The 14,391-nt window shown below is 67.2% G+C and carries 6 protein-coding genes and 1 pseudogene; 3 read left to right on the top strand and 4 right to left on the bottom strand.

Translation table 11 applies throughout. The features are described 5' to 3' along the window. Nucleotides 1-34: 34 nt before the first annotated feature. The 3 genes and pseudogenes from clpB (at nt 35) to AWB83_RS24120 (ending at nt 4,531) form a co-directional block, all read left to right on the top strand. Nucleotides 35-2,632 (top strand): ATP-dependent chaperone ClpB, encoded by a 2,598-nt coding sequence (gene clpB, locus AWB83_RS24130; RefSeq protein ID WP_087048135.1) that lies wholly within the window; start codon nt 35-37, stop codon nt 2,630-2,632. A 156-nt stretch (nt 2,633-2,788) separates the two neighbouring features. Then, nucleotides 2,789-3,169 (top strand): helix-turn-helix domain-containing protein, encoded by a 381-nt coding sequence (locus AWB83_RS24125; RefSeq protein ID WP_208636801.1) that lies wholly within the window; start codon nt 2,789-2,791, stop codon nt 3,167-3,169. Next, nucleotides 3,159-4,531: pseudogene (locus AWB83_RS24120) on the top strand (HipA domain-containing protein). The gene AWB83_RS24125 and the pseudogene AWB83_RS24120 overlap by 11 nt, the downstream one beginning before the upstream one ends. 63 nt (nt 4,532-4,594) lie before the next feature. Here the strand turns inward: AWB83_RS24120 and AWB83_RS24115 are convergent. From AWB83_RS24115 to AWB83_RS24100, 4 genes are all read right to left on the bottom strand, one after another. After that, nucleotides 4,595-5,137: a YidB family protein gene (locus tag AWB83_RS24115; RefSeq protein ID WP_374729135.1), complete on the bottom strand. Its 543-nt coding sequence runs from the start codon at nt 5,135-5,137 to the stop codon at nt 4,595-4,597. 71 nt (nt 5,138-5,208) lie between these two features. Next, on the bottom strand, nt 5,209-5,790 hold the full coding sequence (locus tag AWB83_RS24110) for a ComEA family DNA-binding protein (RefSeq protein WP_087048132.1): 582 nt from the start codon (nt 5,788-5,790) through the stop codon (nt 5,209-5,211). Nucleotides 5,791-6,034: 244 nt separating this feature from the next. After that, a complete protein-coding gene (pbpC, locus tag AWB83_RS24105; protein WP_087048131.1) occupies nt 6,035-8,269 on the bottom strand; it encodes a penicillin-binding protein 1C in 2,235 nt (744 codons plus the stop codon). Nucleotides 8,270-8,273: 4 nt separating this feature from the next. Continuing rightward, on the bottom strand, nt 8,274-14,312 hold the full coding sequence (locus AWB83_RS24100) for an alpha-2-macroglobulin family protein (protein WP_087048130.1): 6,039 nt from the start codon (nt 14,310-14,312) through the stop codon (nt 8,274-8,276). Between the last annotated feature and the right edge of the window lie 79 nt (nt 14,313-14,391).

The following is a 14,391-nucleotide window of genomic DNA, read 5'->3' as shown; positions in this document are numbered from 1 at the left end:
ATTTTGGTCGTATTCCGAATTGGAGCTTTAGAAAATGAGAATCGACAAACTCACCACCAAATTCCAGGAGGCGCTCTCCGACGCGCAGAGCCTGGCGGTCGGGCACGACAACCAGTACATCGAGCCGGTCCATCTGCTTGCGGCGCTTCTCGCGCAGCAGGACGGTTCCGCGCGCTCGCTGCTTTCGCACGCGGGCGTGCAGGTCCAGGCGCTGCAGGCGGCCCTCAACGAAGCGATCGATCGTCTGCCGCAAGTGCAGGGCACGGACGGCAATGTTCAAGTGAGCCGCGATCTGGCGGGCCTGCTCAATACTGCCGACAAGGAAGCGCAGAAGCTCAACGACACGTACATCGCGAGCGAGATGTTCCTGATCGCCGTCGCCGACGACCGTGGCGAGGCGGGCCGCATCGCCAGGCAGCACGGCCTGACGCGCCGTGCGCTCGAAGCCGCGATCAACGCCGTGCGAGGCGGCGCGCAGATCAACAGCCAGGACGCCGAAAGCCAGCGCGAGGCGCTCAAGAAGTACACCGTCGATCTGACCGAGCGCGCCCGCGCGGGCAAGCTCGATCCGGTGATCGGCCGCGACGACGAAATCCGCCGCTCGATTCAGATTCTCCAGCGCCGCACGAAGAACAATCCGGTGCTGATCGGCGAGCCGGGCGTGGGCAAGACGGCGATCGTCGAAGGGCTCGCGCAGCGCATCGTCAACGGCGAAGTGCCGGAGACGCTCAAGGGCAAGCGCGTGCTGTCGCTCGACATGGCGGCGCTGCTCGCGGGCGCGAAGTATCGCGGCGAGTTCGAGGAGCGCCTGAAGGCCGTGCTCAACGACATCGCCAAGGATGAAGGGCAAACGATCGTCTTCATCGACGAAATTCACACGATGGTCGGCGCGGGCAAGGCCGAAGGCGCGATGGACGCGGGCAACATGCTGAAGCCGGCGCTTTCGCGCGGCGAGCTGCATTGCATCGGCGCGACCACGCTCGACGAGTATCGCAAATACATCGAAAAGGATGCGGCGCTCGAGCGGCGCTTCCAGAAGGTGCTGGTCGACGAGCCGTCGGTGGAAGCGACCATCGCGATCCTGCGCGGCCTGCAGGAGAAGTATGAGCTGCACCACGGCGTCGAGATCACCGATCCGGCGATCGTCGCGGCGGCCGAACTGTCGCATCGCTACATCACGGACCGCTTCCTGCCGGACAAGGCCATCGACCTGATCGATGAAGCCGCGTCGCGCATCAAGATGGAAATCGATTCGAAGCCCGAAGAGATGGACAAGCTGGATCGCCGTCTCATTCAGCTGAAGATCGAGCGCGAAGCCGTGAAGAAGGAGAAGGACGAGGCCTCGCAAAAGCGTCTGCAGCTGATCGAGGAAGAGATCGAGCGTCTGAATCGCGAATATTCGGACCTCGAAGAAATCTGGACCGCCGAGAAGGCCGCGGTGCAGGGCAGCGCGCAGCTGAAGGAAGAGATCGAAAAGGTGCGCGCGGACATCACGCGTCTCCAGCGCGAAGGCAAGCTCGAGAAGGTCGCCGAGTTGCAGTACGGCAAGCTGCCGGAGCTCGAAGCGCGCCTCAAGCAGGTGACGCAGGCCGAATCGCTGGAGCAGAACAACCCGACGCGTCCGCGCTTGCTGCGCACGCAGGTCGGCGCGGAGGAAATCGCGGAAGTCGTGTCGCGCTCGACGGGCATTCCCGTGTCGCGGATGATGCAGGGCGAGCGCGAGAAGCTCTTGCAGATCGAGAGCAAGCTCCATGAGCGCGTGATCGGCCAGGACGAGGCGATCGGCGCCGTGGCGGACGCGATTCGCCGCTCGCGCGCGGGTCTGTCGGATCCGAACCGTCCGTATGGCTCGTTCCTGTTCCTGGGGCCTACGGGCGTCGGCAAGACGGAACTGTGCAAGGCGCTGGCGGCGTTCCTGTTCGATTCGGAGGATCACCTCATCCGCATCGACATGAGCGAGTTCATGGAGAAGCACAGCGTCGCGCGTCTGATCGGCGCGCCGCCGGGATACGTCGGCTACGAGGAAGGCGGTTATCTGACCGAAGCCGTGCGCCGCAAGCCCTACAGCGTGATCCTGCTCGATGAAATCGAGAAGGCGCACCCGGACGTGTTCAACGTGCTGCTGCAAGTGCTCGACGACGGCCGCATGACCGATGGCCAGGGCCGCACCGTCGACTTCAAGAACACGGTCATCGTGATGACCTCGAACCTCGGTTCGCAAGTCATCCAGGGCATGGTCGGCGAGCCGCAGGAGAGGGTGAAGGACGCCGTCTGGGAGGAAGTGAAGCTGCATTTCCGGCCGGAATTCCTGAACCGTATCGACGATGTCGTGGTGTTCCATGCGCTCGATCGCGCGAACATCGAGTCGATCGCGAAGATTCAACTGCAGCGTCTGCAGGAGCGTCTGACGAAGCTCGACATGCAGCTCGACGTGTCGGATGCGGCGCTCGAGCAGATCGCCAAGGTCGGCTACGATCCGGTCTTCGGCGCGCGGCCGCTGAAGCGCGCGATCCAGCAGGAGATCGAGAACCCGGTCGCCAAGCTGATTCTCGGCGGACGGTTCGGGCCGAAGGACGTCATTCCGGTCGACGTGCGCGAAGGGAAGTTCGTGTTCGATCGCGTGGTGCATTGAAGCGCGGTCTGGCCGTTCCGAACGGAGCGGCCACTCGATCCAAAGGCAACGAAGCGATTCGTTGCCTTTTTTCTTGCCTGTGAGCACCAAAAATCCGGGTGATTGCAAGGATTTTCAGGTCTGAACTCGCCGGATCTGAAAAATCCAGTCGATCGAATGGATAACCGCCGCACGCTGCGTGCTCTCGCTATAATCGGTTCGATCGCAAGGATTTTTATCGTGGAAATCGACATCCGGAACGCACACGATATCGGCGTGGCGGTGCGTGCCGCCCGCAAGGCCCAGCGGCTGCGCCAGGACGATGCTGCCGGCAGCATCGGCGTCAGCGAAAGCTTTCTCGGCAAGGTCGAGAAGGGCGCCGAAAGCGTGCACTGGGGCAAGCTCTTCCAGGTGCTGGAAGGCCTGGGCGTGCGCGTGACCGTCGATGTCCCGGACGAAGCAGGCGAGCTTTTCGCCGGAGAGGAAATCAAGCGCTATGCGCGTGTCGAGCGCGGCGAGAAGCGCCGGCGCGCGCGGGAGGGAACGGATGAGTCCTGAACGCGAAGACCAGGACGCTGCGCCGCAGGTGCTCGCGCGGCCCGAAAGCCGGCGCAACCTGATCGCGAGCATCAACGATGTCGAAGTGGGCGTGCTCAACGCCGATGACGACATCTGGTCGTTCACCTATCTCCCATCGTGGCGCGAGAACGCGGACGGCTATCCGCTGAGTCCCGCGCTCCCGCTGCAAGCCGATGTGCTGCGCGACGGCGGCACGCGCCGCCCGGTCCAATGGTACTTCGACAATCTGCTGCCAGAAGAAGGTCAGCGCACGCTGCTGGCGCGCGACGCCGCGATCCGCAACGAAGCCGATGCCTTTGCGCTGCTCGCGCATTACGGCGCGGAGTCGGCGGGCTCGGTCACGCTCTGTCAGCCCGGCGCGAGAGACACGCACGAACTGGCCGAGCGGCCCTTGCCGGACGAAGCGCTGCAAGCCCGCATCGATGCCTTGCCACGCGTGCCGCTCACGCACGACGCGATCAAGCGCATGTCGCTCGCGGGCGCGCAGCACAAGCTCGCCGTCGTGTTGCGCGACGACGCGCTGTACGAGCCCGCGGCCGCACGCCGTCCACGCATATCCTGAAGCCGAATCGTCAGGACACCGATGACTATCCGAACTCGGTCATCAACGAATGGTTCGTGATGAAGCTCGCGGACAAGCTCCGGCTCGGCGTGCCCGATGTGCACCGGCGCTATGTGCCGTCGCCGGTGTATCTCGTCGATCGCTTCGATCGCGAAGCGCGCGCGGGGCAGTGGCGCCGCCTGCATACCATCGATGCCTGCCAGTTGCTCGATCTCGCGCGCACCTTCAAGTACGAGCGGGGCAGCGTCGAGCAGCTCGCGACGCTCGCCGCGCGTTGCCGCAATCAGGCGGCGGCGCGCACGCGCCTGTTTTCGTGGCTCGTGTTCAACGTGCTCGTCGGCAACTCGGACGCGCATCTGAAGAACCTGAGCTTCCTCGTTTCGCGCGACGGCATTCAGCTCGCGCCGTTCTACGATCTGCTGAGCGTCGCGGCGTACGCTACGCCTTCCTATCAAAAGACCGATTGGCCCAGGCGCGCGTCGTTCGCGTGGGACATTCTCGGCGCGCGATACTACGAGGACTTCGACCGGGCGCTCATGCTGCGCGCGGGCGAGGTGCTCGGCATCGCGACGAAGACGGCGCAGCGGCTGCTGGATGCGCTGGCGGGCTCGATCGTGCGCGCCGCCGCCGATCTCCATGCACGCGTCGAGCAGGAGAACGCGGCGCTCCTCGCCGGGCGGCCGCAACTGGCCGCGACGCTGGGCGGCGAAATGACCTGTCTGCGCGTGATTCGCCACACGATCATCGCGGACATGACGCGCAGGCTTGGCGCGTCGTAAAAGCAAAAGCCCCGCGCGGCGCATCGCCTGCGGGGCCTTCGAAGTCATGCCGCGGAGGAGGGCTCAGCCCTGCTTCGGTTCTTCGCTCTTGCCGAACAGGCCAGCGAGGCCGCCGAGCGAGCCGAGCACGCCGGTCAGATCGAGCTGGCCTTCGGGCGGCACTTCGCCATTCGGCGTTGCGCGATCGATGACGTGCGGCAGCACCGCCGCCAGCATGCCCGAGAGTTGATCGCCCGAGACGCCGGCTTTTTGCGCGAGCGCGCCGACATTGTCCTGGCCGAGTACGTTGGTGAGCGTGTCGGGGCTGATGGGCTTGTTCTCACCCGTGCCGATCCACGACTGGACGATATCGCCGGCGCCGTGCTGCTGGAAGCGCTGAAGGAGGCCCATGATGCCGCCCGGCTGACTGTTGACGAATTCGAGCGCCGCTGCGATCAGCGCGGCCTGGCCGGATTGAGCGGGCTGGCCGCCTTGCTGCGGGGAATTGCCGAGAGTGGAGGCGAGGATATCGAGTAGGCTCATGGCGGTCTCACTATGAGAGGTTGCGGGGTGGGTTCGCTCGCGCCGCCGAGTCCGGCCCGAAGCCGGAAATGGTGACGCGAGCATCGGCCGCGAGCGGCCGTTCGGCGATGATCATACGCGAAGGCAGTTTCCCTTCGTCCGGCTTGCCCGAAGAATCACTGACTGGCAGCCGCGGCGCTGGCGGCCTTGTCTTTCTTGCTTCGCTTCGATTTGGCGGGCTTCGCATTGCTCGCCGCGGACGGGCTCGATGCGCTCGCCGTGGTCGCCCCGGCGCTTTCCTTCTTCGAGGCCTTGGAAGTCTTCGTGCCCGATGCGGCCGTCGCGGCCGGTGGCTGCGCCGTGGTGACCGCCGGCGAAGTCGCCGCCGTGGCGGCCGTCGAGGATTTGACCGTCGAGTTCGGCGCGGCGCTGCCGCCTTGCGTGGTCGTGGCCGAGGTCGCGGGCTTCGTGGTCTTGCCGGTCGGCGGCAGCGACGAGCCGCCGATCGTCAGGCCGTTCTGCTCCAGATTCGTCACGGACTTGGTGCCCAAACCCTTGACGCGGTTCGCGAGATCGTCGGCGTCCTTGAACGGGCCGTTCTTCGTGCGCTCGTCGACGATCGCCTTCGACTTCACGGGCCCGAGGCCCTTCACCGATTCCAGCGCGGCTTGATCTGCGGTATTGACATCGACCGCGGCGAAGGCCGCACCGACGGACAGCATGAACGCGAGGCACAGCATCAGCAGCTTTTTCAGCATGACGGCACTCCAGGCTTGAGAGAAAGAATGACGGATCGATAAGTTCGGGCCAATTGGGAAGATGCCGTTAAGGATAGGGCAAAAACCCGTCCCGAACGATGACGGCTCGCATTGTGCACGACCCCACCGCGTGCGCCGCGCTTCCGCACAATCTTTAACGTTGTGAAACGCCGGACGGATGACGTTGCACATTTTTTTGTCTGTCCCTGCTTCGCGCTGCAAGCCTTTGCGCCGTTTCGGCCCATCACCTGGCGCCGTGCGAGGCGGCTTTGGCGTAGGCGCCGCGCACCTCGAAGCCGACCTTGTCGACGACTTCGCCGCGTGCATCCACGAGTTCGAGCACGTGGCGCCCCGGCCACGGAAGCCAGGCCGCGCGGGCATCGCGGCTGTACGGCTTGCCGTCGAGCCGCCACGCGAGGCGCGCGCCGCTGTCCGCGCGCTCGAACCACACGCGCTGGCGCGCGGGTGGGATGTCCGGGTCGAGCGCGAAAATGGTGCCGTCCGTCGGCGCGCCGATGCGGGCCGCCTGCGCATCGGAGCTGGCGCCCCGAACGGTCCGCGCCGCATTCGCCGTGAGTCCGATGGCGCTCATCTGCGTGCCGCGTACGAACCATTCGTGGCGAGCCGGCTCGATGTCGTCCTGATACGTGACGCTCGCGCGCACGACGCCCGCCGGCGCTTGCGGCGCACGGCTGTCCGAGCGTCGATTCAGATAGTTGACGAGCGCGTTCCATGCCGGCGCGGCGCCCGTCACGCCTGAAACGTCCCACATCGGTGCGCCGTCGGCATTGCCGACCCACACGCCCACGGTGTATCGCGAGGTGAAACCGACCGCCCAGTTATCGCGCATGTCCTTGCTGGTGCCCGTCTTCACCGCGGCGAAGGTGCGCGTGGCGAGCACGTTGTCGAAGCCGAAGGTGCGGGTGCGCGCGTTGTTGTCCGCGAGGATGTCGGTGACGATGAAGCTCGCCTCCGGGCTGAACACGCGCGTGCCGGCCGGCGCCGGGCGACGATCTACCAGGACTTCCTTCGGGGCGTCGGCGAGATCGAAGAAGGGCCGCGCGATGCCGGCGTTCGCGAGCGCCCGGTAGGCATTGGCGAGCGTCGCCAGCGTGACGTCGGCGCTGCCGAGCGCGAGGCTGAAGCCGTAGTAATCGCCCGCTTGCGAGAGCGGCAGGCCGAGCGCGACGAGCGTTTTCGCGAAACGGTGCGGCGTGACCATCACGAGCGTGCGCACGGCCGGCACGTTCAGCGACGAGCCGAGCGCCGTGCGCACGCTCACCCACCCCTTGAAATCGTGATCGTAGTTCTGCGGAATGTAGAGGCCGCCGCCGGTCGCGAGATCGAGCGGCGCGTCGTCGAGCAGCGTGGCGGCAGTCACGCGCTTCTCGTCGATCGCCTGCGCGTAGAGAAAGGGCTTCAGCGTCGAGCCGGCCTGACGCGCGGCGAGCACGGCATCGACTTCCGGCGCGTTCGACAGCCCGCCCGCCGAGCCGACCCACGCGAGCACGTCGCCCGAGCGGTTGTCGATCACAATGGCCGCCGCGTCGTGCACGTTGCGCGGATGCGCGGGCGCGTTCAGCTCCGCGAGCGTGCGCGCGAGCGTATCGCGGGCGAAGCGTTGCAGGCGCGCGTCGAGCGTTGCGCGCACGCGCGCGCCCGCGGCCGGATGTACTTCGCTTGCAATGCGCCGCGCGAGGTGCGGCGCGAGCGCGTCGTCGCCTTGAGCGAAGGCGGGCGCCGAAGCGGTGCGCGTGAGCATCAACTGGACGTAGCTCGTCAGGTTGACGCACGGATCGACGTCGCGCGCACCATGCAGCGCCTGCATGTCGCGCAGGATCGTGCACGTGCGCGCGGCGACTTTTGCGTACGGCGCGTTCGGCGCACGCACGAGCGCGGCGGCGAGCGCGGCCTCGCGTTCATCGAGACCGGAGGGGGCTTTGCCGAACAGCGTCTGCGAAAGCGCGGACAAGCCGACGATCTCGCCGCGAAACGGCACGAGATTCAGATACGCCTCGAGAATCTGATCCTTGCGCCAGCTGCGTTCGAGCCATAGCGCGCCGACCGTCTGCCGGGCTTTTTCCCCGATGGAACGGCGTCCGGTTGGCTTGCCATCTTCCTCGATGAGACCGGTGAGCTGCATGGTCACCGTGGACGCGCCGCGCGTGCGCGTGTTCCACAGATTGCCCCACGCGGCGGCGGCCGCGCCGCGCCAGTCGACGCCCGCGTGCTCGTGGAAGCGCTTGTCCTCCGACACGACGATCGCCTCGCGCAACGCCGGCGACACGTCCGCGAGCGCGACCCAGTCGCCGCGCCGCGCGCTCGTGTCGATGCGCGTGCGGGCGAGCGGTTCGCCGTCGCGGGAAAGCAGCACCCAGTCGGAGCTGCGCCACTTCGTGCGAACTTCGTCGAAGCTCGGCAACGCGTGCGCCGCCGCCGGCAGCACGCACGCGATGACGAGGCAGGCGGCGCGCTTCATGGCATCACTTCGCGGCAAGCGGCTTGACGATCACCGGCGCGTTCGGCAGCGCGCCGAACGACGCAGGCGCGTAGAGCGCTTCGACGCGCGTCGGCGGCAGGCCGAAGGTACCCGGATTGTTCAGCCGCATCGTGTATTCGACCTGCAGCTTGCCTTTGGGCAGATAGTCGTAATACGCACGATAGCCATCGAAGCCGCGCTCGACGAACGCGGGCCACGCGCCGCGCTCCTGCTTCTCGCCCGAGGTCGCCGCTTCGGAATCGCGGCCGAGGCCGGAGCCGAGAATCGTCGCGCCCGCGGGAATCGGATCGTTCACGACGACCCAGGTCATGTCGCTTTGCGCGTCGATGTCGAGATGCACGCGCACGATGTCGCCGCGCGAGAGCACGCCTTTCACGGCCGGATCGACCGGCGTGACGGTCTTCGCGATGCGATAACCCGCCGCGAACGGCGCCTTCAGCGCGACGGCCGCGAGGCTCTCGATCGTCGCCCACGGCTTGCCGGTGCCGTCCTGCGTGAGCGTGAGCGGGCCCGTCGTCCACGGCAGCATGACGCTGCGCGCGCTCGCGGTCTTCGTCGCGGGCGTGGCCGAGGCGGGCGCAGCGGTCGCGGCCGCGCTCCAGTTCACGCTGTGCGTGAACGCGTCCAATTGAATCGCCATATGACCCGTGACCGGCATGCTCTCGAAGAGCCGCGAAAAACGGCCGACCGCGAGCGCGCCCCACAGATTGGCGGTCGTGGTCTGCCATGCGCCGTTCTTCTGCAGCGCGAGCAGCCCCGCGACGATGCGCGGCATCTCGTCCTTCCAGCCGGGCGCATCGGCGAAGACGAGCGCGGTGCGCGCGGCGTTGGTCTCGGCGCCCGTCATGAGCCACCAAAGGTCGTCGTCGCGCTCGGTCGAGAACGTGAGACGCGTGCCCTGATAGGTGAGGCGCGCACGGATGATCTGCTCCGCCTGCGCGCGCTTCTCGTCGCGATCCGGAATGCCGTCGATGCGCGACAGGATCGCGTAATAGTCGAGCACCGCCGACGTCGGCCACTGATCCGGCGCGATCGTGATCGAGCCGAGCATGCGCGCCTGCGCGAGACCATGGCGCGACAGCGCTTCGATCGCGGCGAGCTTCTCGAAATCGAGATCGTTGCGCGGCGCCCAGAACTTGCGCTCGATCTTGCCGTCGACGAAATTCGCGAGGCCCGCGGCCATCTGATTGCGCAGATCGTCGGGCAGGGCGAAGCGGCCGTCCTGCTTCGCGGCTTCGTCGGTGACGGCGAGCAGGTACGCGGTGAGGGCGGGGCTGCCGCTCGGGCGCTCGTCGTCGGCGGGCGGGAAATAGCTGGCGAGGCCGTCGCGGTCGAGATACGACGGCATGCGCGCCAGCATGCCTTGCCAGCGCGCCGCGTCCATCAGGCCGAGCGCGCGCGATGTCTGCTGCTCGAGGCAACCGTACGGATAACGCTCGAACCAGCGGCGCACGCCGGGCAGGCCGTCCGCGAGCTTCGGCTGCAAGGACACCGCGATGCCGCCGCGCACGGCGCCGTCGCTCGACTTGCTCGCATCGGCGGGCGGCGCGACGGGCAGCGTGAGCATGCCGTCGACCTGTGCGATGGTCGCCTGCTGCACCGTGACGGGAATCGCCGCGACGACGCGCTGCGTGATCTTCACAGCGTCGCTGGCGGGCTTGGCAACCGAAGGTCCGGCCTGTTCAGCCGCGCTGACTTCCCACGCGAGACTCGCGGAAGATTCCGCGCCGAGCACATCGGGCGTCGTCACGTCCCACGCCACTTCCTGCGACGATTCCGGCGCGAGCGCCACCGTGCGCGCATCGAGCGCGAGCGATCCGGCGCGCGGCGTGACGACGACACGCATCGTCCGCGCAGTCGTGTTGCGCAGCGTGAACTGTGCGCGGAACGCGTCGCCGACGCGCACGAGCGGCGGCAACCCCGAGATCAGCTGCAAGTCCTGCGTGCTCTGGATCGATGCGCTGCCGGCGCCGAACTGCCCCGCGCCGACCGCCGCGACCGCGACGATCCTGAAGCGCGTGAGGGCGTCGTTCAACGGCACGTCGACCGTGGCTTCGCCCTTCGCATCGAGCGTGACGCGCGGGTTCCACAGCAGAAGCGTGTCGAACAGTTCGCGCGTCGCGCTGTGTCCGCCGCCGCCGCCCGCGGGCACCGCCTTGCGCCCGAAGTGGCGCCGCCCGATGATCTCCATCTGCGCGGTCGCCGTTTCGACGCCGTAGGCGCGCTGCTGCAGCATCGCGTCGAGCACGTCCCAGCTCTGATTGGGCTTGAGTTCGAGCAGGGCTTCATCGACGGCCGCGACAGCGATCTGCGTTCCCACGGGCGCGGGCTTGCCGTCGGGCAGCGCGACTTTCACCTTCACGTGGGCGCGGCTTCGCACCGTGTACGATTTCGCGTCCGGACTCACGCTCACCGCGAGCCGGTGCGAGGCCGTGCCGACCTTGATCGAAGCGAGCCCGTAACGGAACGCGGGCTTCGACAGGTCGACGAGCGGAGTCGGCGCCTGATACTGACGGCCTTCATACCAGAACGCGCGCGCCCATTCGCCCGGCGCTTTCCATCCCCATGTGAAGAACGAGTACCACGGCACCTCGCGGATGCGTCCGCGCAGCGCGAGCACGGATACGTAGACGTTCGGCCCCCACGCATCCTCGACTTTCAGCTCGACGGTCGGGTCCTTGCCGTTCAGTTCGACGACACGCGTCTCGACGATGCCTTCGCGCTCGACCGCGACGAGCGCCGTCGCCGAACGGAACGGCATGCGCACCTGAAAGCGCGCGGTCTCGCCGGGCTCGTAACTGGTTTTTTCGGGGAGCACGTCGATACGGTCCGTGTTCTCGCCGCCGAACCACAGTTCGTCCTCGCGCGTGACCCAGACGGACGTGCTCGCGTTGGCCGCATGGCCGTCGCCGTCCCGGGCGACCGCGATCAGATCGACGTTGCCCGGCTCCTTCACTTTCGCGTCGCACGACAGCAGGCCGTGATCGTCGCTCGTGCCGCTGCACAGCGTGCCGAGCTCCTTGACCTCGGTGTGGTTGTCGTACGCATAGAAGCCGCCGACCATGCGCTTTCTCGAACTCGACATCACGCGCGCGACGGCCTTGATCTCCACCGATACACCCGCGCGCGGCTTGCCTTGCAGATCGAGCGCGAGCGCCTGCACCGGCAGCGCGCCGCCGACCGACACCCAATGTCCCGCCTTCACGCCGACGGCCACCGCGGCGGGCCACAGCGTGGTGCCGCCGCCGATGGTCTGGATCTCGCCGTTCGGATCGGCGAAGCTGGCTTCGAGCGCGAGACGCTTCGGCGATTCGACCGCGGGCAGCGGCTTCACCGTGAGCATGCCGGCGCCTTCGCGATCGAGCGTCACGCGCAGCTTGTCGGCGACGAGTTTCGTCGTCGCGTTGTCCTGCTGCTCGCTGTCTTCGTCCTCGGCGGGCGCGCTCGCGCCGTCGTTCGCGGGCTTGCGATACGGCGCGAAGCTGAACGCCTCGTATTGCGTCGCGAACGGCGGCGACACGTCGCGCACGAGCGCAGAGACCTGCACCGGCAGATTCGACGCGGGCCCGCCTTGCACATATTCGAGCCGCACCGCGACGGGGGCCTCCTGCGCGGCGACGAGCCCGGGCGATTTGCCGTCGCCGGCCGTGATCGAGCCTTTGAACACCGGCAGGCGGAATTCCTCCACGCGGAAGCTGCCGGATTCGTACGACTGCGTGACGGCGTTGTCGTTGTCGTTGTCGCCGTCGTCGCTGGCGCCGTTTTCGTCGTGGTTCGAAGCCGCCGCGCCGTTGTCGAGCGTCACGCTGTATTCGCCGAGCTTCGCCGCGACGGGCACGGTGAAGGTGGAATCGGCGCTGTGATCCGCCGCCCACTTGAGCGGCAGATGCCAGGTCTGTCCGCTGCCGATGTGTCGGATCGTCACGCGGCTCGGGTAGCTCGACGCAAACGCGAAGCCGTTCAGCGTCTCGACGCGCAGCAGATGCTTCATCGAAACGGTTTCGCCCGCGCGCAGCAGCGTGCGGTCGAACACGGTATGCGCGCGCGTCGTCCGTGCCGCGCTCATGTCGGTCGGCACATTGAAGCGCCACGACTCGATGCCGCGGTTCCAGTCGGACATCGCGAACGCCATGTCCGGTCCGGTGGCGGGATCGTTCACGCGCGCCGACACGAAGAAGCCGCCCCACGCGAGACTGTGCTCGTTGCATGCGCGCGCGGCCGCGAGCGTCTTGTCGATTCTTGCGATGCCTTGCGCATCCGTTTTCGCGGTGGCGATCTCGTCGCCGTTGCAGTCGGTCACGCGCACTTGCGCGTTCGTAACGGGCTTGCCCTTGTCGAGCGTCGTGACCCACACGAGGCTGTTTTCGCGTCCCTGCTTGAAATGCACGCCGAGATTGGTGACGAGCACCGACGTGCGCACGTACATCGCCTGATTCCTGCCGAGCAGCGACGCGCCGAGCGCGGGCGAGCTCAGCTCGACGACATAGAAGCCGGGCTTCGTGAACGGAATGCCGACGACCTCGAAGGGCCGCAATGCCTTCGGATCGGCGGCGGGCAGGGTGAGCGTCTCGACGCCGGGACGCTTCGCGAGCATCGACAGCGAACGGATGTCGATCTGCGGGTCTTTGGAGACCGTGCCGTCGCTGTTCGGGATGATGACCGGCGCGATGCCGTTGCCGAGCATCTCGGGCATGCGCTCCTGAATCGTCGAGCGCGACATCGAGATGCCGTCGAACAGGTCGACGGCGCGCATCCATCGGCGGATGTCCTGATCGGCGTCGAGCTTGAGCTTCGTGATCTGCGACGTGCCCGAATCGAGCCCCTGCACGTGCAGGTCCGCTTCGACGTGACGCAGCGTGACGGGCAGCATCGCGGGCATGTCGGGCTCGGCGAAGCGCTCGATGATGCCGAACGCGCCCGACGAGAACTTCGCGAGCGGCGGCATCGGCGCGGTCGCGGTCCGGAGCGGAAAGAGATCGGCGTTGGCGAGCGGGCGGCCGCTCGTGTCCTTGAGGTTCGCGGGCGCTTCGATCGTGAGATCGGCGTGTTCCGGCAGCGGCGCGGCGAACTCGACCGCGCTCACTTCGGCGTCCTTGTCGCTTGCATCGAAATGCGGGGAGGTCGTGCCCTTCGATCCGCGCAGCACGAACTTCTGCGCATCCGCGCGGCTGATCGGCGCGCTGAGGTTCAGACGCAGCGCACGCAACGGCGTGCAGGGCGCCTTCGCGTTCTCGCGCTCGCACGAGAAGCTCGCCGTGAAAGGCTCGCGCACCGTGAAGTCGAAGCGCTTCTCGACGTCGTTGGCGATGCCGCTCGGCCCCGTCACGCCCGCGCCGTAGACGAGCTGCATCTTGGTCGCGGACGGCAACGTTTGCTCGCAGGTGAGTGTGAGCACGCGATCGCTTTCCTTCTCCAGCTGGAAATGCTTGAGCAGTGCGGCGCGCGTGGCGTCGTCGAGCGTGCGCACCGGAATGCGGTTGCCGAGCGCGTTCGATTCGCACCACACATGCCGGAGCACCGAGGCTTGCGTCGCGGAGCCGTTCAGGCGCAGCACGAAGGCCTGGTTCTCTTCGATGTCGCCGTAGCTCGGCATGATGCGCGTGACGAACGGGCCGCCCGTCTGAAACGCGAAGTGGCGCGGCCCGGAAAGCGCGCTGCCCGCGACGGACTTGAGGCCATCGGAGAGATCGAGCGCGCAGCGCACGCCGGGCGGCAGGTCGTGCTCGAAGTCGAAGGCCCAGGTCCTGGCGTCGATCCAGCGGCCGGAGCCCGCGGTGGCGGTGGCGGGCGCGCCGCTACAGGCGAGCTTGCCGGGCGCGGCGGCGGCAGCGTTGCCGAAGGCGATCATTGGCTCGTCGAACTTGGCGACGACCTGCCGCACCTGCGCGACCTTGCCTTGCGGCGAGACGCTCGCGATGCGCGCGGCATCGGCTCGATGGATCGCGGCGCCCGTGCCGAGCACGGCGATCAGCGTGGTTGCGGCCAGGATCCGCTTTTTTTGTGACGTTGTTATGCGGCTCATCCACTCGCTCCGAGTTTCCCTCGACGCGAAATTCTACTGGAGCCTTACGTCCTTCTTTCCGATGATGCGAAGTCGATGA

This window comes from Caballeronia ptereochthonis (assembly GCF_001545075.1).
Classification (GTDB): domain Bacteria; phylum Pseudomonadota; class Gammaproteobacteria; order Burkholderiales; family Burkholderiaceae; genus Caballeronia; species Caballeronia ptereochthonis.
This window is presented reverse-complemented; position numbering and strand designations above follow the sequence as displayed.